This is a genomic window from Methylibium sp. (assembly GCF_965279545.1).
In the GTDB taxonomy this organism is placed as follows: Bacteria; Pseudomonadota; Gammaproteobacteria; order Burkholderiales; family Burkholderiaceae_C; genus Methylibium.
This window is the reverse complement of record NZ_OZ257250.1, coordinates 1,798,952-1,818,304: the sequence shown is the minus strand read 5'-3', so window position 1 is coordinate 1,818,304 and position 19,353 is coordinate 1,798,952. Positions and strand designations below refer to the sequence as shown.

Sequence of the window (19,353 nt, the reverse complement as noted above, 5' to 3'; positions counted from 1 at the left end):
CAACTCCGTGCTGGATACCGAGGCCGAATGAAAAAGGCCGATCCGTGCGACGGGATCGGCCTCGAGCGGGCGTCGCGAAGGCGAGGGCTCAGAGCAGGTGCTTGACGCCGTCCTGTTCGCCTTGCAGCTCGGCCAGGGTCTTGTTGATGCACTCTTGCGAGAAGGCATCGATGGCGAGGCCTTCGACGATCTTGTACTCGCCGTTGGCGCAGGTGACCGGGAAGCCGAACATCACGTCCTTCGGAATGCCGTACTCGCCGTTCGACGGCACGCCCATCGTGACCCAGGCGCCGTTGGTGCCCAGCGCCCAGTCGCGCATGTGGTCGATCGCCGCATTGGCCGCCGATGCGGCCGACGACAGGCCGCGGGCCTCGATGATCGCCGCGCCGCGCTTGCCGACCGTCGGCAGGAACACGTCCTTGTTCCACACCTGGTCGTTGATCAGGTCCTTCACCGAGGCGCCGTCGATGGTGGCGAAGCGGTAGTCGGCGTACATCGTCGGCGAGTGGTTGCCCCACACGGCCAGCTGCTTGATCGACGACACCGGCTTGCCGGTCTTGGCGGCGATCTGCGAGGCGGCGCGGTTGTGGTCCAGCCGCAGCATGGCGGTGAAGTTCTTGCGCGGCAGGTCCGGCGCGGCCTTCATCGCGATGTAGGCATTGGTGTTGGCCGGGTTGCCGACCACCAGCACCTTGACGTTGCGCGAGGCGACGGCGTTCAGGGCCTTGCCCTGCGCGGTGAAGATGGCGCCGTTGATCGACAGCAGCTCGGCACGCTCCATGCCCGGGCCGCGCGGACGCGAGCCGACCAGCAGCGCGTAGTCGGCGTCCTTGAAGGCGGTCATCGGGTCCCCGTGAGCCTCCATGCCGGCCAGCAGCGGGAAAGCGCAGTCTTCCAGCTCCATCATCACGCCCTTGAGCGCCTTCTGGGCCTTCTCGTCCGGGATCTCCAGCAGTTGCAGGATCACGGGCTGGTCCTTGCCCAGCATTTCGCCGGAGGCGATGCGGAACAGCAGGGCGTAGCCGATCTGGCCAGCAGCACCGGTGACGGCCACGCGGACGGGTTTCTTGCTCATGTCGAAGCTCCGGAAGAAAGGTCAGGGCAGGGAGAGGGCGGCGGGAAGCACACGGCGAGGCAATGCCCCTGCCGGTGACAGCCCACAAGTGTAAAAGCAATCTAAGGGGGAACCCGGGGTGCGTCAACATTCTTATGTCTTATATAAGACATCTTTCATGGGTCTGCTGGACGTTCAGGGGGGCGCTGTGATGCAATCGGCGGCATGGCTGCCGCCCTGCCTTCCCCTTTGCCTGCCGAGGACGCGTCGCTCGAGACGTCGGGGCCGGCCTTCAGTCCGCTGTACCAGCAGATCAAGGCACTGATCACGCGCAGCCTGCAGGGCGGCGAGTGGCGCCCCGGCGAGGCGATCCCGAGCGAGATCGAACTCGCGGCGCGCTACAAGGTGAGTCAGGGCACGGTGCGAAAGGCGATCGACGAACTCGCGACCGAGAACCTGGTGGTGCGCCGCCAGGGCAAGGGCACCTTCGTCGCGACGCACGCCGAGCAGCAGGTGCAGTACCGTTTCCTGCGCCTGGTGCCCGATGCCGAGGGCAAGGTCGGCGTGGTCGAACGACGCTTCCTCGATTGCCGGCGCGTGCGGGCCACGGCCGAGGTGGCGCGCGCGCTGGAGCTCAAGGCGGGCGAAGCGGTGATCCAGGTGCGGCGCCTGCTGTCCTTCGGCGGGCGCCCGGTGGTGCTGGACGACATCTGGCTCAACGGCGCGCTGTTCAAGGGGCTCACGGCCGAGCGGTTGGCCGAATCACGCGGCGCGCTGTATGCCACTTTCGAGACCGAATTCGGCGTGCGGATGATTCGCGCGGAAGAAAAGTTGCGGGCCGTCGCGGCGACAGCCGCGGAGGCGGAACTGCTGCAGGTGGCGCTCGGCGCGCCCTTGCTGAGCGTGGAGCGGCGCACGCTGACCTACGGCGACCGGCCGGTGGAACTGCGCCGCGGCCTCTACGACACGACGATGCATCACTACAGGAACGAGCTGAGCTGAACCGGAACGGAACAGAATCCGGCGTCGGATGCGCCCCGGCTGCAATCCGTCTGCTGCGATGCAACAATGCAATAAACTCGCCGGGTTTCACAGACTAAAACAAGGTACATGGGTATGGCAGACACCAGCGTGAAATCAGGCCGGCCGCGTCCGGTCTACCGCAACATCAACGTGAGCCAGATCGTCGGCTACCGGTTGCCGCCCGCAGGCATCGTGTCGATCCTGCACCGCATCAGCGGCGCCGTGATGTTCCTGCTGCTGCCCTTCATCGTGTGGCTGTTCGACACCAGCCTGAGCTCCGAAATCTCGTACGAGACCTTCACCAGCGCCTTCGTGGCCGGCATCGGGTTCGTGCCGGGCTGGTTCGTCAAGCTGGTGGCGCTGGCGCTGATCTGGGCCTATCTGCTGCACTTCATCGCCGGCGTGCGCCATCTGTGGATGGACATGACGCATGCCGTCAGCAAGGAAGTCGGCCACAGCTCGGCGCTGGTGACTCTCGGGCTCAGCACCGTGTTGACCCTGGCGCTGATGGGCAAGCTGTTCGGCTGGTACTGAGAAGAAGAAAGAACAGAGACAACGCGGATCGATCACCATGACACAGAACTACGGATCCAAGCGCATCGTCGTCGGTGCGCACTACGGCTTGCGCGACTGGCTCAGCCAGCGCGTCACTGCCTCGCTGATGGCGATCTTCACGGTCGTGCTGATCGCGCAGGTGCTGTTCGGCGCGCCGATGGGCTACGAGCGCTGGGCTGCCATCTTTTCGTCGCAGTGGATGAAGGTCTTGACCTTCGTCATCATCGTCTCGCTCGCATGGCACGCCTGGGTGGGCGTGCGCGACATCTGGATGGACTATGTCAAGCCCGTGGGTGTGCGGCTGGTGTTGCAGGTGTTGACGCTCTCGTGGCTGGTCGGCTGCGCCGGCTGGGCGATTCAAGTGCTCTGGAGGCTGTGAAAATGATGCAATCCCTCCCGACGCGCAGGTTCGACGTCGTCATCATCGGTGCCGGCGGCTCCGGCATGCGGGCCTCGTTGCAGCTGGCCCGCGCCGGACTGAACGTGGCCGTGCTGTCCAAGGTGTTCCCGACCCGCTCGCACACCGTGGCGGCGCAGGGCGGTATCGGTGCCTCGCTGGGCAACATGTCCGACGACAACTGGCACTACCACTTCTTCGACACCGTCAAGGGCTCCGACTGGCTCGGCGACCAGGACGCGATCGAGTTCATGTGCCGCGAAGCGCCCAAGGTCGTCTACGAGCTCGAGCACTTCGGCATGCCGTTCGACCGCAACCCGGACGGCACGATCTACCAGCGCCCGTTCGGCGGCCACACGGCCAACTACGGCGAGAAGCCGGTGCAGCGCGCCTGCGCCGCGGCCGACCGCACCGGCCACGCCATGCTGCATACGCTGTACCAGCAGAACGTCAAGGCGCGCACCAACTTCTTCGTCGAGTGGATGGCGCTGGACCTGATCCGCGATGCCGAAGGCGACGTGATCGGCGTCACCGCGCTCGAAATGGAGACCGGCGACGTCCATGTCCTGCAGGGCAAGACCGTGCTGCTCGCGACCGGTGGGGCGGGGCGCATCTTCGCCGCCAGCACCAACGCCTTCATCAACACCGGTGACGGCCTGGGCATGGCGGCCCGTGCCGGCATCCCGCTGGAGGACATGGAGTTCTGGCAGTTCCATCCGACCGGCGTGCACAACGCCGGCGTGCTGCTGACCGAAGGTTGCCGCGGCGAAGGCGCGATCCTGCGCAACAGCAACGGCGAGCGCTTCATGGAACGCTATGCACCGACGCTGAAGGACCTGGCGCCGCGCGACTTCGTGTCGCGCTGCATGGACCAGGAGATCAAGGAAGGGCGCGGCTGCGGTCCGAACAAGGACTACATCCAGCTCGACATGACGCACCTGGGCGGCGAGACCATCCTGAAGCGCCTGCCCAGCGTGTTCGAGATCGGCCACAACTTCGCCAACGTCGACATCACCAAGGAGCCGATCCCGGTGGTGCCGACCATCCACTACCAGATGGGCGGCATCCCGACCAACGTCCACGGCCAGGTGGTGGTGCCGAACAATGGCAAGCCCAATGAGATCGTCAACGGCCTGTACGCGGTCGGCGAGTGCGCCTGCGTCAGCGTGCACGGTGCCAACCGGCTGGGGACGAACTCGCTGCTCGACCTGCTGGTGTTCGGCCGGGCGGCCGGCAACCACATCGTCGAGTTCAACGAGAAGAACAAGTCGCACAAGGCTTTGCCGAAGGACGCCGCCGACCGGACGCTGGCACGGTTGGCCCGTCTGGACGGCAGCCAGAGCGGCGAGTACGCGCAGGACGTGGCCAACGACATCCGCACGACGATGCAGCAGCATGCCGGGGTGTTCCGCACGCAGGCCATCCTCGACGAAGGCGTCACGAAGATCGCCGCCGTGGCGGCGCGCGTCCAGAGCATCGCGCTGAAGGACAAGTCGAAGGTCTTCAACACGGCCCGCATCGAAGCGCTGGAAGTCGAGAACCTGATCGAGGCCGCGCAGGCCACCATCGTGTCGGCGGCGGCGCGCAAGGAAAGCCGCGGTGCGCACACCGTCAACGACTACGGCGACACGGCGGAGCATCCGAACGGCCGCAACGATGCCGTGTGGATGAAGCACACCCTCTGGTACAGCGAAGGCAACCGGCTCGACTACAAGCCGGTCAACCTGAAGCCGCTGTCGGTCGAGTCGATCCCCCCCAAGGTCCGCACGTTCTGATCCCTCAGAGCCGAGCGCCCCAGGAAGCGAGAACATGAGCAAGCGCACTTTCCAGATCTACCGCTACGACCCGGACACCGACGCCAAGCCGTACATGCAGACGCTCGAGGTCGAACTCGACGGTTCCGAGCGCATGCTGCTCGACGCCTTGAACAAGCTCAAGGCGGTCGATCCGAGCCTGAGCTTTCGCCGCTCCTGCCGCGAGGGCGTGTGCGGCTCCGACGCGATGAACATCAACGGCAAGAACGGCCTGGCCTGTCTGACCAACATGCGCAGCCTGCCGGGCACCGTGGTGCTCAAGCCGCTGCCCGGGCTGCCGGTGATCCGCGACCTGATCGTGGACATGACGCAGTTCTTCAAGCAGTACAACTCGATCAAGCCCTACCTCGTCAATGACGAGGTGCCGCCCGAGAAGGAGCGCCTGCAGTCGCCCGAGGAGCGCGACGAGCTCAACGGCCTGTACGAGTGCATCCTGTGCGCGAGCTGTTCGACCTCCTGCCCGAGCTTCTGGTGGAACCCCGACAAGTTCGTCGGCCCGGCCGGCCTGCTGCAGGCCTACCGCTTCATCGCCGACAGCCGCGACCAGGACACCGCGGCGCGCCTCGACAACCTCGAGGACCCGTACCGGCTGTTCCGCTGCCACACGATCATGAACTGCGTCGATGTCTGCCCCAAGGGCCTGAACCCGACCAAGGCGATCGGCAAGATCAAGGAATTGATGGTGCGCCGCGCCGTTTGACCTCGACAGGCATGTCCGCATGACGCCCGCACTCGACGACCCGCTGCTGAGCGCCGCTGCCCTGAGCAAGCTGCGCTGGCGTTGCCGGCGCGGGCTGCTCGAGAACGACCTGTTCATCGAACGTTTTTTCGTCCGGCATGAAGGCTCGCTGACGCAGCGCCAGGCGCTGGGCCTGGAGGCGCTGATGGACCTGGCCGACAACGACCTGCTGGATCTGCTCCTTGCGCGCAAGGAGCCCGAGGCTGCGCTCGACCGGCCCGAAGTGCAGCTGGTGCTCGGCCAGCTGCGCATGCCGCGATCGGTTTGAGGCGCCGCTGCGCCTGTTCATTTTCGTCCCTCGCTCTTTGCCCCTCGTCTCTCCAGAAGTCTCTAGCCAAGGAACTGCCATGACACCGTCCGACGTGAAAGCCACCCTGTCGTTCTCCGACGGCAGCCCGAGCATGGAATTGCCGATCTACAAGGGCAGTGTGGGCCCGGACGTGATCGATATCCGCAAGCTGTACGCCCAGACCGGAAAGTTCACCTACGACCCGGGTTTCCTGAGCACGGCCTCCTGCCAGTCCGCCATCACCTACATCGACGGCGACAAGGGCGAACTGCTGTACCGCGGCTACCCGATCGAGCAGCTGGCCGAGAACTGCGATTTCCTCGAGACCTGTTACCTGCTGCTCAATGGCGAGTTGCCGAGCGCCGCCGAGAAGGCGAAGTTCGTCAAGACGGTCAACGGCCACACGATGGTCAACGAGCAGATGCAGTTCTTCCTGCGCGGCTTCCGTCGTGACGCGCACCCGATGGCCGTGCTGACCGGCTTGGTGGGCGGGCTGTCGGCCTTCTATCACGACAGCACCGACGTGCAGAACCCCGAGCATCGCGCGATCGCCGCGATCCGCCTGATCGCGAAGATGCCGACGCTGGTCGCGATGGCCTACAAGTACTCGATCGGCCAGCCCTACATCTACCCCAAGAACGAGCTGAGCTACACCTCGAACTTCATGCGCATGATGTTCGGCACGCCCTGCGAGGAATACGAGCCGAACGACGTGCTGGTGCGCGCGATGGACCGCATCTTCATCCTGCACGCCGACCACGAGCAGAACGCGTCGACCTCGACGGTGCGCCTGTGCGGCAGCTCCGGCACCAACCCCTTTGCCGCCATCGCGGCCGGCGTGGCCTGCCTGTGGGGGCCCGCCCACGGGGGCGCCAACGAAGCCTGCCTGAACATGCTGGAGGACATCCAGAAGATGGGCGGCGTGGCCAAGGTCGGCAAGTTCATCGAACAGGTCAAGGACAAGAACTCGGGCGTGCGCCTGATGGGCTTCGGGCACCGTGTCTACAAGAACTACGACCCGCGTGCCAAGCTGATGCGCGAAACCTGCCACGAGGTGCTCGGCGACCTGGGCCTGAACAACGACCCGCTGTTCAAGCTGGCGATGGAGCTGGAGAAGATCGCGCTGGAAGACGACTACTTCGTCTCGCGCAAGCTCTATCCGAACGTCGACTTCTACTCCGGCATCGTGCAGCGCGCGATCGGCATCCCGGTGACCTTGTTCACCGCCGTCTTCGCACTGGCCCGCACGGTCGGCTGGATCGCGCAGCTCAACGAGATGATCGGCGACCCGGAGTACAAGATCGGCCGGCCGCGCCAGCTGTTCGTCGGCGCCACCGCCCGCAACGTCAAGCCGATTGACCAGCGCATTTGACGCCGGATCCGCTCTGTTCAATGGAACCCCGGCCTCGCGCCGGGGTTTCTTGTTGTTGACGCCTAAAATCATGGGTATGGGACGCACTCTGTACGACAAGCTGTGGGACGAGCACGTCGTCCATTCCGAGGACGACGGCACCGCCGTGCTCTACATCGACCGGCATCTGGTGCACGAGGTGACGAGTCCCCAGGCCTTCGAGGGCCTGGACCTGGCCGGCCGCAAGATCTGGCGGCTGTCGGCCAACCTGGCGGTCAGCGACCACAACGTGCCGACCACCGATCGATCGGCCGGCATCGCCGATCCCGTCTCCCGCCTGCAGGTCGACACGCTGGACGCCAACTGCGATCGCTACGGCATCACGCAGTTCAAGATGAACGACCGGCGCCAGGGCATCGTCCACGTGATCGGGCCGGAGCAGGGCGCCACGCTGCCCGGCATGACGGTCGTGTGCGGCGACTCGCACACCAGCACGCACGGCGCTTTCGGTGCACTGGCGCATGGCATCGGCACCAGCGAGGTGGAGCACGTGCTGGCCACGCAGACGCTGCTCGCCAAGAAGGCGAAGAACATGCTGGTCAAGGTCGACGGCGTGCTTGCGCCGGGCTGCAGTGCCAAGGACATCGTGCTGGCGATCATCGGCAAGATCGGCACCGCCGGCGGCAACGGCTACACGATCGAGTTCGGTGGCTCGGCCATCCGGGCGTTGAGCATGGAGGGCCGCATGACGGTGTGCAACATGGCCATCGAGGCCGGTGCGCGCGCTGGCCTGGTGGCGGTGGATGACACGACCATCCAGTACGTGAAGGGTCGGCCGTTCTCGCCAGCGGGTGTGGAGTGGGATCACGCCGTCGGCTACTGGCGAACGCTGCGCTCCGACCCGGACGCGCCTTTCGACCGCGTGGTCGAACTCGACGCGGCACAGATCTCGCCGCAGGTCACCTGGGGCACCTCGCCCGAGATGGTGCTGGCGATCACCGACCGCGTGCCGGATCCCGACCACGAAAAGGACGCCAACAAGCGCGGCGCGATCGAGCGCGCGCTGGCCTACATGGCGCTGGAGCCGAACAAGCCGATCGGCGACATCCGCATCGACAAGGTCTTCATCGGCTCGTGCACCAACTCGCGCATCGAGGATCTGCGCGAGGCGGCAGCGGTCGTCAGGCGCGTCGGCGGCCGCATCGCGGTGAACGTGAAGCTGGCGCTGGTCGTGCCCGGCTCGGGCCTCGTGAAGGCGCAGGCCGAGCGCGAAGGGCTCGATGCGGTGTTCAAGGCTGCCGGCTTCGAATGGCGCGAGCCGGGCTGCTCGATGTGCCTGGCGATGAACGCCGACCGGCTCGAGCCCGGCGAGCGCTGTGCCTCCACCAGCAACCGCAACTTCGAAGGCCGCCAGGGCGCCGGCGGTCGCACCCACCTCGTGAGCCCGGCGATGGCCGCCGCCGCGGCGATGGAAGGGCACTTCGTCGACGTCCGGCGCATCGCCTGAGATCGATTGCCGGCTTCCCGCCTCCTCGACACCGAATCCCCGAACCTCCGATCATCATGCAGCCGTTTCGTATGCACAGAGGGCTGGTCGCGCCGATCGACCGCGAGAACGTCGATACCGACGCGATCATCCCGAAGCAGTTCCTGAAATCGATCAAGCGCACCGGCTTTGGCGTGAACCTGTTCGACGAGTGGCGCTACCTTGACCACGGCGAGCCGGAGCAGGACGCCGGCATGCGGCGGCCCAATCCGGACTTCGTGCTCAACCAGCCGCGCTACGGGGGAGCCTCGGTGCTGCTCGCGCGCAAGAACTTCGGCTGCGGATCGAGCCGCGAGCACGCGCCGTGGGCGATCGACCAGTACGGCTTTCGGGCGCTGATCGCGCCGAGCTTCGCCGACATCTTCTTCAACAACTGCTTCAAGAACGGCCTGCTGCCGATCGTGCTGCCCGAGCAGCAGGTGGCGCGGCTGTTCGACGAGGTGGCGGCTTTCGTCGGCTACGAACTCACGATCGATCTGGAGCGCCAGGTCGTCGTCAAACCCGACGGCAGCGAACTGGCGTTCGAGGTCGAGCCCTTCCGCAAGCACTGCCTGCTGGGCGGCCTGGACGACATCGGTCTGACCTTGCGCCATGCCGACAAGATCCGCGCCTACGAGGCCGAACGCCTGCTGCGCAAGCCGTGGCTGGCGCATTCGCTGTAGGGGTGGGGATGGGCGCAGCCGACTCGCGCGTGTTCCGGGTTCTGCTGCGCCATTGGTGGTTGGCCCTGTTGCTGATGGGCGTGAGTTTCGTGCTGTTCGGCATCGCGTCGCTGAACCTGTTGGCGGTGCTGCAGGCGAACCTGCGTTTCTTGCTGGAGCACGGCGTGGATGCGGTGCGTGAAGGGGCGCTGCAGCAGCTGCTGGAGCTGGTCGCCTACGGCTATGCGGCGGCGGCGTTTTACGTGATTTTCAAGGTGTGCGAGAAGGCGCTGGTCGTGCGCATCACGCACCGCAAAGAGGATTGAGCATGAAGATCGCCGTGTTGCCGGGTGACGGCATCGGTCCGGAAATCGTCGATGAAGCCGTCAAGGTGCTGCACGCGCTCGATCTGCGTTTCGAGCTGGAGGCGGCGCCGGTCGGCGGTGCCGCCTACGAGGCGGCAGGCCATCCGCTGCCGGAGAGCACGCTGAAGCTCGCGCAGGCGGCCGATGCGGTGCTGTTCGGCGCCGTCGGCGACTGGAAGTACGACAAGCTCGACCGCCCGTTGCGCCCCGAGCAGGCCATCCTGGGGCTGCGCAAGCATCTGGGCCTGTTCGCCAACTTTCGCCCGGCGATCTGCTACCCGCAGCTGACCCATGCGTCGAGCCTGAAGCCCGAACTGGTGGCGGGGCTGGACATCCTGATCATCCGCGAACTGACCGGCGACATCTACTTCGGTCAGCCGCGCGGTCGCCGCAGCGCACCCGATGGTCATTTCCCCGGAGCCGAGGAAGCCTACGACACGATGCGCTACAGCCGCCCGGAGATCGAGCGCATCGCGCACGTCGCCTTCCAGGCGGCGCGCAAGCGCGGCGGCAAGCTGACCAGCGTCGACAAGTCCAACGTGCTGGAGACCTTCCAGTTCTGGAAGGACGTGGTGACCGAGGTGCACGGCCAGTATCCGGACATCAAGCTCGACCACCTGTACGTCGACAACGCCGCGATGCAACTGGTGAAGGCGCCCAAGGCTTTCGACGTCATCGTCACCGGCAACATGTTCGGCGACATCCTCAGCGACGAGGCGGCGATGCTGACCGGCTCGATCGGCATGCTGCCCAGTGCCTCGCTGAATGCGAAGAACCAGGGCCTGTACGAACCCAGCCACGGCAGCGCGCCCGACATCGCCGGCAAGGGCGTCGCCAACCCGCTGGCCACGATTCTCAGCGCGGCCATGATGCTGCGTTACAGCCTGAACCAGCCGCAAGCGGCGGCGCGCGTCGAGGCGGCCGTACAGGCCGTGCTGGAGGACGGCCTGCGCACCGGCGACATCCACAGCGAGGGCACGCGCAAGATCGGCACGAAGGAGATGGGCGACGCCGTGGTCGCCCGCCTCAAAGCGCAGGGCTGAACTCTGCCGGTGGGCGCGGTGCCGGTGCGCCGCGAATGGAATTCGAACTTTTTGTGAGCGAGAGATTGAGATGGCAACGACCGTAGTGGGCCTGGTGGGCTGGCGGGGCATGGTGGGTTCGGTGCTGCTGGATCGCATGCAGGCCGAAGGCGACTTCGCCCTGATCGAGCCGGTGTTCTTCAGCACCAGTAACGCCGGCGGCAAGGCGCCATCGATGGCCAGGAACGAGACGACGCTGAAGGATGCGCGTGACATCGAAGCGCTCAAGCGCTGCGATATCGTCATCACCGCGCAGGGCGGCGACTACACGACCGAGGTGTTCACCCCGTTGCGTGCTGCGGGCTGGAAGGGCCACTGGATCGACGCCGCCTCGACGCTGCGCATGAAGGACGATGCCGTCATCATCCTCGACCCGGTCAACCTGCCCGTCATCAAGAATGCGCTGGCCAAGGGCGAGCGCAACTGGATCGGCGGCAACTGCACGGTCAGCTGCATGCTGATGGGTGTCGGTGCGCTGTTCAAGGCCGGGCTGGTCGAGTGGATGAGCTCGATGACCTACCAGGCGGCCTCCGGCGGCGGCGCGCAGCACATGCGCGAGTTGCTAACGCAGTTCGGCACGCTGAACACCGAAGTCCGGGCCCTGCTCGACGACCCGAAGAGCGCGATCCTCGAGATCGACCGCCGCATCATCGACAAGCAGCGCAGCCTGTCGGCCGAGGAGACGCAACACTTCGGCGTGCCGCTGGGCGGCTCGCTCATCCCGTGGATCGACAAGGACCTCGGCAACGGCGTGAGCCGGGAAGAATGGAAGGGCTTTGCCGAGACCAACAAGATTCTCGGCATCGGCGAGGGCTTCGGCACGCCGGCGATCCCGGTCGACGGATTCTGCGTGCGCGTCGGCGCGATGCGCTGCCACAGCCAGGCACTGACCTTCAAGCTCAGGAAAGACGTGCCGCTCGCCGATGTCGAGGCCCTCATCGCGCAGGACAACGAGTGGGTCAAGCTGGTGCCGAACACACGCGAGGCGACGATCCGCGACCTGACCCCGGTGGCGGTGACCGGCACGCTGGGCATCCCGGTGGGCCGCGTGCGCAAGCTGGCGATGGGGCCGGAGTATCTGGGTGCCTACACCATCGGAGACCAGTTGCTGTGGGGGGCCGCAGAACCCTTGCGGCGTATGCTGCGCATCCTGCTCGAGGCGTGAGGCGCCGACGGCCATTGCATCGAGCGGCTTGCGTGCGTTGCAGGGCGACAACGAAGCTGCGTGGCGCGCGACAGCCACCACGTTGGAACGAATGTCACGCGGAGCATGAGCTTGTCAGCGTATCCTCTTGATGTTATTGTGATTTCGATAAATTCACCTCGGTTTGTCGGGCATGCTGCTTCGACATCGGGGGGCTACGAGGAGCGTCACGCGACGCTCGGATCTCGCATTTGGGAGGCGCCTTGAAAGAACGTAAGAACCGCGTCGGGCAGGCTCGTGCACCCAGAACCCTGAACGCCATCGCTGCTGCAGCACTGGCGGTCTCTGCTTGGATGCCGATAGACGCGGCTGCGCTGGGCTTGGGGCGTCTGTCCGTGCAATCGTCCCTCGGCGAAGCGCTGAGGGCCGAGATCGACGTGACGGCGTTGACGCCCGAAGAGGCGTCCAGCCTGAAGGTGCACATTGCGCCGCCGGACGCTTACCGCGCGGCGGGTGTCGACTACAACGCAGCCCTGGCCTCCGCCAGCGTGACACTGCAGCGGCGTGCCGACGGCCGGCCCTATCTGCGCGTCATGGGCGACCGTCCTGTCGGTGAGCCCTTCGTCGATGTGATCCTCGAACTGAACTGGTCGTCAGGACGGCTGGTGCGCGAGTTCACCATGTTGTTCGATCCGCCGGCCACGCGGGCTGCCGCACCGGCCTCGGCGCCAACGGTCATCTCGCCGGCGCCGTCCTCTTCGACCGCTGCGGCGCCGCTGCCGCCGCGCGCTGCGGCGCCCAGTCCGTCGCCCGCGGCAGCGCCGGCTCCCGCGCCTGCACCGCGTCCTGCCGCGGCTCCGGCGCTTCGCGCTGCAGCCGAGCCGTCTGCGTCCGCTGCGACCGAATACCGCGTCAAGGCGGGCGATACGCTTTACCGCATCGCCAGTCGCACTCAGCAGCCGGGTGTTTCGCTGGATCAGATGCTCGTGTCGCTCTATCGCAGCAACCCGGACGCCTTCCTCGGCAACAACATGAACCGGCTCAAGGCCGGTGCGGTGCTCACCGTGCCCAGTGCCGACCAGGGCAAGGCGGTCTCGCCGTCGGACGCGCGGCAGGTGATCCAGGCGCAGAGCGCCGACTTCGGTGCCTATCGCGAGAAGCTCGCCGGTGGCGTGCCGACCACGGTTGCTCAGGACAGCAGCCGCTCCGCTGCCGGCAAGGTGCAGGCGGAAGTCCAGGATCGCAAGACCGCCAGCGGCGGGGCTCCCGACAAGCTGACCTTGAGCAAGGGTGCGGTCGGCGCCAGCAAGCCCGGCCCGGAAGATCAGTTGGCCAAGGGGCGCGAACAGAAGGACAGCTCCACCCGCGTCGCCGAGTTGTCCAAGAACGTTGAAGAGCTGAAGAAGCTGCAGGGCGCGGCGGCGGCCGGGTCGGCGGCTTCGGCCGGGGCCGCGAAGCCCGGGGCGCTCGCCGTGCCCGCTCCGACGGTCGTGCCGCCGGCGCCCAAGCCGGCGCCTGTCCCCACTCCGACACCGCCAGCACCCGCACCTGCGCCTGCGCCGGTTCCCAGCCCCGCGCCGGCTGCGAGCGCCGAGGCGCCGGCGGTCGTGGCGTCCGCTCCAGCCACGGTCGCAGAGCCGCCTGTGGCTGCGCCCTCTTCGCCCGCGCCGGCAGCCGCCGCCAGCGAGCCGGCAGTGGCACCTGCTCCGACGCCGACACAAGGGCCGAGCTTCATCGACGGTCTGCTCGAGAACCCGCTGCTGTTGCCGGGCGCGGGCGTGCTGGTTGCGCTTCTCGCGGGGTTCGGCTTCTACCGCATGCGGCAGGGTAAGCGGGACAGCGGGGAGACCTCGTTCCTCGAGAGCCGTCTGCAGCCCGACTCGTTCTTCGGCGCCAGTGGTGGACAGCGCGTGGACACCCGCGATGCAACCGGCGTCCCGTCGTCGATGAGCTACTCGCTGAGCCAGCTCGATGCGATCGGCGATGTCGATCCGGTGGCCGAAGCCGATGTGTACCTTGCCTATGGTCGCGATCTGCAAGCCGAGGAAATCCTGAAGGAAGCCATGCGCTCGAGCCCCGAGCGCATGGCCATCCGCCTGAAGCTGCTCGAGGTGTACGCGAAGCGACGCGACACGAAGGGCTTCGAATTGTTGGCGACGCAGCTCTATGCGCTGACCGGCGGTGAGGGTGAGGATTGGACGCGTGCCCAGCAGCTCGGTGTGGGTATCGATCCCGAGAACCCGATGTACCAGCCGGGCGGACGCCCGCCCGGCGTTTCGGCCGATGGTGGTGCGGTGGTCGAGGCGCTCGGTGCCAGCACGATGCCCCAGTCGGTGTTGCCGTCGCCCTCGCGCTTCGATGCACAGCGCTCCGAGATCCTCGAGGATCCGGGTGTCGACCTGGATCTGGACGTCTCGGTCCCCGGCGCGCTGGACGAGACCCCGAGGTCGATGCCGGAGCGCACGCAACCGCTCCCGACCGCGGCGGCTGGGGATCTCGGTTTCGACTTCGAGCTGCCGTCGCTGTCGCTCGATGCCCCATCGGACCCGGCCGCGACGCCGGGAGTCGAACAGGCCCTGCCGGACCTCGGCAACTTCGATCTGCCGGGTGACGTGGCGACCGACGAGGCGCTCGCGCGCAAGCTCGAACTCGCCGAGGAGTTCCGCCAGATCGGTGATCTCGAGGGCGCGCGCGACCTGCTTCAGGAAGTCGTGGCCCGCTCCAGCGGCACGCTCAAGACCAAGGCCCAGAGCATGCTGAAGGACATCGGCTGAACCGGGCCGGTTCGGTCGCACTGCACTTGCCGGGCTCCGGGCCATGCGTTTGGCCCTGGGCCTGAGCTACCGGGGCAACGCCTATTTCGGTTGGCAGAGTCAGCCGGGGGGACGCACGGTGCAGGACCGGCTCGAGGCGGCGCTGTCGCGCTTTGCCGACCGGCCGCTGCGCACCGTGTGCGCCGGGCGCACCGATACCGGCGTGCATGCGCTCAATCAGGTGATCCACCTCGACACCGGGATCGAGCGCGAGCCCTTCTCGTGGGTGCGTGGCACCAACCGCTACCTGCCCGACGACATTGCAGTGCAATGGTGCCGGCCCGTCGGCGACGGCTTCCACGCGCGCAACAGCGCGCGCGGCAGGCGCTATGCCTACTTGTTGCTGGAGTCGGCGGTCCGGCCTGCGATCGAGGTGGGCGCCGTGGGCTGGGTGTTCCGGCCGCTCGATGCCGAGGCGATGCGGGCGGCGGCCGCCCACCTGATCGGCGAGCACGATTTCAGCGCCTTTCGATCGGCCGAGTGCCAGGCGGCCAGTCCCGTGAAGACCTTGCGGCGCATCGAAATCGTTCGCCGCGGTGCCTACTGGCGCTTCGAGTTCGAGGCCAGCGCCTTCCTGCACCACATGGTGCGCAACCTGATGGGTTGCCTGCTGGCCGTGGGGCAGGGTGCACGCGCGCCGCAATGGCTGGCCGAGGTGCTGGCCGGGCGAGACCGTAGACTGGCGGCGCCCACCTTTGCCCCGGACGGGCTGTACTTCCTCGGGCCGCACTACGATGCAGGCCTCGACCTGCCCGAACGCACACCGGCCTTCGATTGGTTGCCTTGAGCACCCCATGCGCACCCGCATCAAGATCTGTGGCCTGACCCGAGAGGCCGATGTCGACGCGGCCGTCGAGGCCGGTGCCGACGCGGTCGGCTTCGTGCTGTACGCGAAGAGCCCGCGCGTCGTCACGCTGGAGCGGGCCGCAGCCCTGGCGCGGCGGCTGCCTCCCTTCGTCATGCCGGTCGGCTTGTTCGTGAATGCGGCACCGGGCGAAATCGCTGCGGCCTGCCAGGCGATCCCCGCAGTCCTGCTGCAGTTCCACGGCGACGAGACGCCGGCGCAGTGCGATGCCGCCGGGCGACCCTATCTCCGGGCCGCCCGCATGGCGCCGGGTTTCGATTTGTTAAACTTTGCGCAGCAGTTCTCGAACGCCCAGGCCCTGCTGCTCGACGCTCACGTCGACGGCTATGGCGGCGGCGGAAAGGTCTTCGATTGGTCACTCGTTCCCTCCGGCGTCACCCGTCCGCTCGTTTTGTCTGGTGGGTTGAATGCTGCCAACGTGACCGATGGGGTGCTGAAGGTGCGGCCCTGGGCCGTTGACGTGAGTTCCGGCGTGGAAAGTGCGAAGGGCATCAAGGATGCCGCAGCCGTCCGCCGGTTTTGCGAGGCAGTGCGCGAGGCCGATGCCCGCGTCGCCGCCAGCGCGATCTGACACCTTCATTTGCACCCATGTTGAACTACCAGCAACCCGATGCCAGCGGCCATTTCGGCCGCTACGGCGGCAGCTTCGTCGCCGAAACCCTGATCCATGCGCTCGATGAGTTGAAGGCGACCTACGCGCGCTACCGCAACGACGCCGAGTTCGTGGCCGAGTTCAAGTACGAACTCGCGCATTTCGTCGGCCGGCCGAGCCCGATCTACCATGCCGCGCGCATGAGCCGCGAGCTCGGCGGCGCGCAGATCTACCTCAAGCGCGAAGACCTGAATCACACCGGCGCGCACAAGATCAACAACACCATCGGCCAGGCCCTGCTCGCCCGGCGCATGGGCAAGCCGCGCGTGATCGCCGAGACGGGCGCCGGCCAGCACGGCGTGGCCACGGCCACCGTCTGTGCCCGTTACGGCATGGAGTGCGTGGTCTACATGGGCAGCGAGGACGTGAAGCGCCAATCGCCCAACGTCTACCGCATGCACCTGCTGGGCGCGAAGGTGGTGCCAGTGGAGAGCGGCAGCCGGACGCTGAAGGACGCGCTGAACGAGGCGCTGCGCGACTGGGTCACCAACGTCGAGAACACCTTCTACATCATCGGCACGGTCGCCGGCCCGGCGCCGTATCCGGAGATGGTGCGCGACTTCCAGAGCGTCATCGGCGAGGAATGCCTGACGCAGATGCCGGCGATGGCGGGCCGCCAGCCCGATGCGGTGATCGCCTGCGTCGGCGGCGGCAGCAACGCGATGGGCATCTTCTATCCCTACATCCGGCACGAGGACGTGCGGTTGATCGGCGTCGAGGCGGCCGGCCACGGGCTCGACAGCGGCAAGCACGCCGCCAGCCTCAGCGCCGGCTCGCCCGGCGTGCTGCACGGCAACCGCACTTACCTGTTGCAGGACGCGAACGGCCAGATCATCGAGACGCACTCGATCTCGGCCGGGCTCGACTACCCCGGCGTCGGTCCCGAGCACGCCTACCTGAAGGACATCGGGCGGGCCGAGTACGTCGGCATCACCGACGACGAGGCGCTGCAGGCCTTCCACCGCCTGTGCCGCACCGAAGGCATCATCCCGGCGCTGGAATCGAGCCATGCGGTGGCCTATGCGATGAAGCTGGCCCCGACGATGCGCCCTGACCAGTGCCTGCTGGTCAACCTGTCCGGTCGCGGCGACAAGGACATCGGCACCGTCGCCGACCTGTCCGGCGCCGATTTCTACGACCGGCCGTCGTCGCGCGGCGAGAAGGTGAAGCAATGAGCCGCATCGCTGCCACCTTCGAGCGCCTGCGTGCACGGCGCCGCACGGCACTCATTCCCTACATCACGGCCGGCGATCCCTATGCCGACGCCACCGTCGACATCATGCTGGCAATGGCCGAGGCCGGTGCCGACGTGATCGAACTCGGCGTGCCGTTCTCCGACCCGATGGCCGACGGTCCGGTGATCCAGAAGGCCTCGGAGCGGGCGCTGGCCAAGGGCATCGGCATGGGTCAGGTGCTGGCGATGGTGCGCGGTTTTCGCGCGCGCAACGACGCTACACCGGTCGTGCTGATGGGCTATGCGAACCCGGTCGAGCGCTACGGCATCGAGCGTTTCGTCGCGGACGCCAAGGCGGCCGGCGTCGACGGCGTGCTGGTGGTCGACTATCCGCCCGAGGAGTGCGAGGCCTTCGCCTCGCAACTGCAGGGCGCGGGGCTCGACCCGATCTTCCTGCTCGCCCCGACCTCGACCGAGCGGCGCATGAAGGACGTGGGCCGCATCGCGCGCGGCTACGTCTACTACGTGTCGCTCAAGGGCGTGACCGGGGCCGGCCACCTGGACACGGATGCGGTGTCGAAGATGCTGCCGCGCATCCGCGAGCATGTGAAGGTGCCGGTCGGCGTGGGCTTCGGCATCCGCGACGCCGCCACGGCCCAGGCGCTGGCGGCGGTGGCCGATGCCGTCGTCATCGGCTCGCGCATCGTGCAGTTGCTGGAGACCGAGCCCCGCGAGAACGTCGCTGCGGCCGGTGCTGCATTCATTGCCTCGATACGCGAGGCGCTAGATTCAACCGAAGGAGTGCGTGCATGAGTTGGCTCGAGAAACTGCTGCCGCCGAAGATCCAGCCCACCGACCCGACCGAGCGCCGCTCGGTGCCCGAGGGACTGTGGATCAAGTGCCCTGCCTGCGAGACGGTGCTCTACAAGACCGACCTGGAACAGAACGCCTACGTCTGCCCGAAATGCGCCCATCACCACCGCGTCGGTGCGCGCGAGCGTCTCGACAAGTTCCTCGATCCCGAGGGCCGCTACGAACTGGCGCAGGAAGTCGTGCCGGTCGATCCGCTGAAGTTCAAGGACAGCAAGAAGTACCCCGAGCGCCTGAAGCAGGCGATGGAAGCCACCGGCGAAACCGACGCGCTGGTGGTCATGGGCGGCGCGGTCCACACGCTGCCGATCGTGGCGGCGGCCTTCGAGTTCGATTTCATGGGCGGCTCGATGGGCTCGGTCGTCGGTGAACGCTTCGTGCGCGGGGTCGAGGCAGCGATCGACCAGAAGACGCCATTCATCTGCTTCACCGCGACCGGCGGCGCGCGCATGCAGGAAGGTCTGCTGTCGCTGATGCAGATGGCCAAGACCAATGCTGCGCTGACGCGGCTCGCGAAGGCGAAGCTGCCCTACATCAGCGTGCTGACCGATCCGACCATGGGCGGCGTGTCGGCCGGCTTCGCGTTCATGGGCGATGTGGTGATCGCCGAGCCCAAGGCGCTGATCGGTTTCGCCGGTCCGCGGGTCATCGAGAACACCGTGCGCGAGAAACTGCCCGAAGGCTTCCAGCGCAGCGAGTTCCTGATGAACAAGGGCGCACTCGACATGATCGTCGACCGCCGCGAGCTGCGCGGCACGGTGGCGCGTGCGCTGGCGATGCTGCAGCGGCAGAGCGCCGACGCCGTGGCCTGAGTGGTGCCGCCGGCCGCGACCTGCTGCGACCATCCTGCGAGGCAGGCGCAGCCGGCTTGGGGCGGTCCGGCGCTCGGCTGAGTCCCTGCTGCTGCACCTGGCGGCGCGAGCCACCGGCGCGGCAAGGGGCGGCTGCGGCCGCCCTTGTGTTTGGTCGTTCCGTCCCA

The 19,353-nt window shown here is 67.0% G+C and carries 19 protein-coding genes; 18 read left to right on the top strand and 1 reads right to left on the bottom strand.

Going from position 1 to position 19,353, the window contains the following annotated elements:
* Positions 1-88: 88 nt before the first annotated feature.
* Entirely contained in the window at positions 89-1,075 is a 987-nt protein-coding gene (locus ACQY9S_RS08425) for a malate dehydrogenase (protein ID WP_428424760.1), read from the bottom strand.
* A 204-nt stretch (positions 1,076-1,279) separates the two neighbouring features.
* Between ACQY9S_RS08425 and ACQY9S_RS08420 the strand changes: the two genes are divergently transcribed.
* The 18 genes from ACQY9S_RS08420 to accD all read left to right on the top strand — a co-directional run bounded on the left by ACQY9S_RS08420 (position 1,280) and on the right by accD (position 19,186).
* Complete coding sequence (locus ACQY9S_RS08420) at positions 1,280-2,056, top strand: GntR family transcriptional regulator (RefSeq protein ID WP_428424758.1); 777 nt, start codon at positions 1,280-1,282, stop codon at positions 2,054-2,056.
* A gap of 114 nt (positions 2,057-2,170) precedes the next feature.
* Positions 2,171-2,611 (top strand): succinate dehydrogenase, cytochrome b556 subunit, encoded by a 441-nt coding sequence (gene sdhC, locus ACQY9S_RS08415; protein ID WP_428424756.1) that lies wholly within the window; start codon positions 2,171-2,173, stop codon positions 2,609-2,611.
* 37 nt (positions 2,612-2,648) lie between these two features.
* Positions 2,649-3,011 carry a succinate dehydrogenase, hydrophobic membrane anchor protein gene (sdhD, locus tag ACQY9S_RS08410; RefSeq protein WP_428424754.1) on the top strand — a complete coding sequence of 121 codons (363 nt, stop codon included), beginning with the start codon at positions 2,649-2,651 and terminating at the stop codon, positions 3,009-3,011.
* Between the two features lie 2 nt (positions 3,012-3,013).
* Complete coding sequence (gene sdhA, locus ACQY9S_RS08405) at positions 3,014-4,804, top strand: succinate dehydrogenase flavoprotein subunit (RefSeq protein WP_428424752.1); 1,791 nt, start codon at positions 3,014-3,016, stop codon at positions 4,802-4,804.
* Positions 4,805-4,838: 34 nt separating this feature from the next.
* On the top strand, positions 4,839-5,543 hold the full coding sequence (locus ACQY9S_RS08400) for a succinate dehydrogenase iron-sulfur subunit (RefSeq protein ID WP_428424750.1): 705 nt from the start codon (positions 4,839-4,841) through the stop codon (positions 5,541-5,543).
* 19 nt (positions 5,544-5,562) lie between these two features.
* The gene (locus tag ACQY9S_RS08395; RefSeq protein ID WP_428424748.1) at positions 5,563-5,850 is read left to right on the top strand and encodes a succinate dehydrogenase assembly factor 2; all 288 of its coding nucleotides are present in this window, start codon (positions 5,563-5,565) and stop codon (positions 5,848-5,850) included.
* Positions 5,851-5,929: 79 nt separating this feature from the next.
* Positions 5,930-7,243, top strand: coding sequence for a citrate synthase (locus ACQY9S_RS08390; protein ID WP_428424746.1), 1,314 nt, complete (start codon positions 5,930-5,932; stop codon positions 7,241-7,243).
* A gap of 76 nt (positions 7,244-7,319) precedes the next feature.
* On the top strand, positions 7,320-8,729 hold the full coding sequence (gene leuC / locus ACQY9S_RS08385; protein ID WP_428424744.1) for a 3-isopropylmalate dehydratase large subunit: 1,410 nt from the start codon (positions 7,320-7,322) through the stop codon (positions 8,727-8,729).
* A 56-nt stretch (positions 8,730-8,785) separates the two neighbouring features.
* A complete protein-coding gene (gene leuD, locus ACQY9S_RS08380) occupies positions 8,786-9,430 on the top strand; it encodes a 3-isopropylmalate dehydratase small subunit (RefSeq protein WP_428424742.1) in 645 nt (214 codons plus the stop codon).
* 8 nt (positions 9,431-9,438) lie between these two features.
* On the top strand, positions 9,439-9,735 hold the full coding sequence (locus tag ACQY9S_RS08375) for a hypothetical protein (RefSeq protein WP_428424740.1): 297 nt from the start codon (positions 9,439-9,441) through the stop codon (positions 9,733-9,735).
* Between the two features lie 2 nt (positions 9,736-9,737).
* Positions 9,738-10,817: a 3-isopropylmalate dehydrogenase gene (gene leuB / locus ACQY9S_RS08370; protein WP_428424738.1), complete on the top strand. Its 1,080-nt coding sequence runs from the start codon at positions 9,738-9,740 to the stop codon at positions 10,815-10,817.
* A gap of 70 nt (positions 10,818-10,887) precedes the next feature.
* The gene (gene asd, locus ACQY9S_RS08365; protein ID WP_428424736.1) at positions 10,888-12,021 is read left to right on the top strand and encodes an aspartate-semialdehyde dehydrogenase; all 1,134 of its coding nucleotides are present in this window, start codon (positions 10,888-10,890) and stop codon (positions 12,019-12,021) included.
* Positions 12,022-12,395: 374 nt separating this feature from the next.
* Positions 12,396-14,774: a FimV/HubP family polar landmark protein gene (locus ACQY9S_RS08360; RefSeq protein ID WP_428424734.1), complete on the top strand. Its 2,379-nt coding sequence runs from the start codon at positions 12,396-12,398 to the stop codon at positions 14,772-14,774.
* 43 nt (positions 14,775-14,817) lie between these two features.
* On the top strand, positions 14,818-15,600 hold the full coding sequence (truA, locus tag ACQY9S_RS08355) for a tRNA pseudouridine(38-40) synthase TruA (protein ID WP_428424732.1): 783 nt from the start codon (positions 14,818-14,820) through the stop codon (positions 15,598-15,600).
* On the top strand, positions 15,548-16,249 hold the full coding sequence (locus ACQY9S_RS08350) for a phosphoribosylanthranilate isomerase (RefSeq protein ID WP_428424730.1): 702 nt from the start codon (positions 15,548-15,550) through the stop codon (positions 16,247-16,249). The genes truA and ACQY9S_RS08350 overlap by 53 nt, the downstream gene beginning before the upstream one ends.
* A gap of 17 nt (positions 16,250-16,266) precedes the next feature.
* Positions 16,267-17,505, top strand: a complete 1,239-nt coding sequence (gene trpB, locus ACQY9S_RS08345) for a tryptophan synthase subunit beta (RefSeq protein WP_428424728.1) — start codon at positions 16,267-16,269, stop codon at positions 17,503-17,505.
* The gene (gene trpA / locus ACQY9S_RS08340) at positions 17,502-18,317 is read left to right on the top strand and encodes a tryptophan synthase subunit alpha (protein WP_428424726.1); all 816 of its coding nucleotides are present in this window, start codon (positions 17,502-17,504) and stop codon (positions 18,315-18,317) included. The genes trpB and trpA overlap by 4 nt, the downstream gene beginning before the upstream one ends.
* Positions 18,314-19,186 carry an acetyl-CoA carboxylase, carboxyltransferase subunit beta gene (gene accD, locus ACQY9S_RS08335; protein WP_428424724.1) on the top strand — a complete coding sequence of 291 codons (873 nt, stop codon included), beginning with the start codon at positions 18,314-18,316 and terminating at the stop codon, positions 19,184-19,186. The genes trpA and accD overlap by 4 nt, the downstream gene beginning before the upstream one ends.
* Positions 19,187-19,353: the final 167 nt, after the last annotated feature.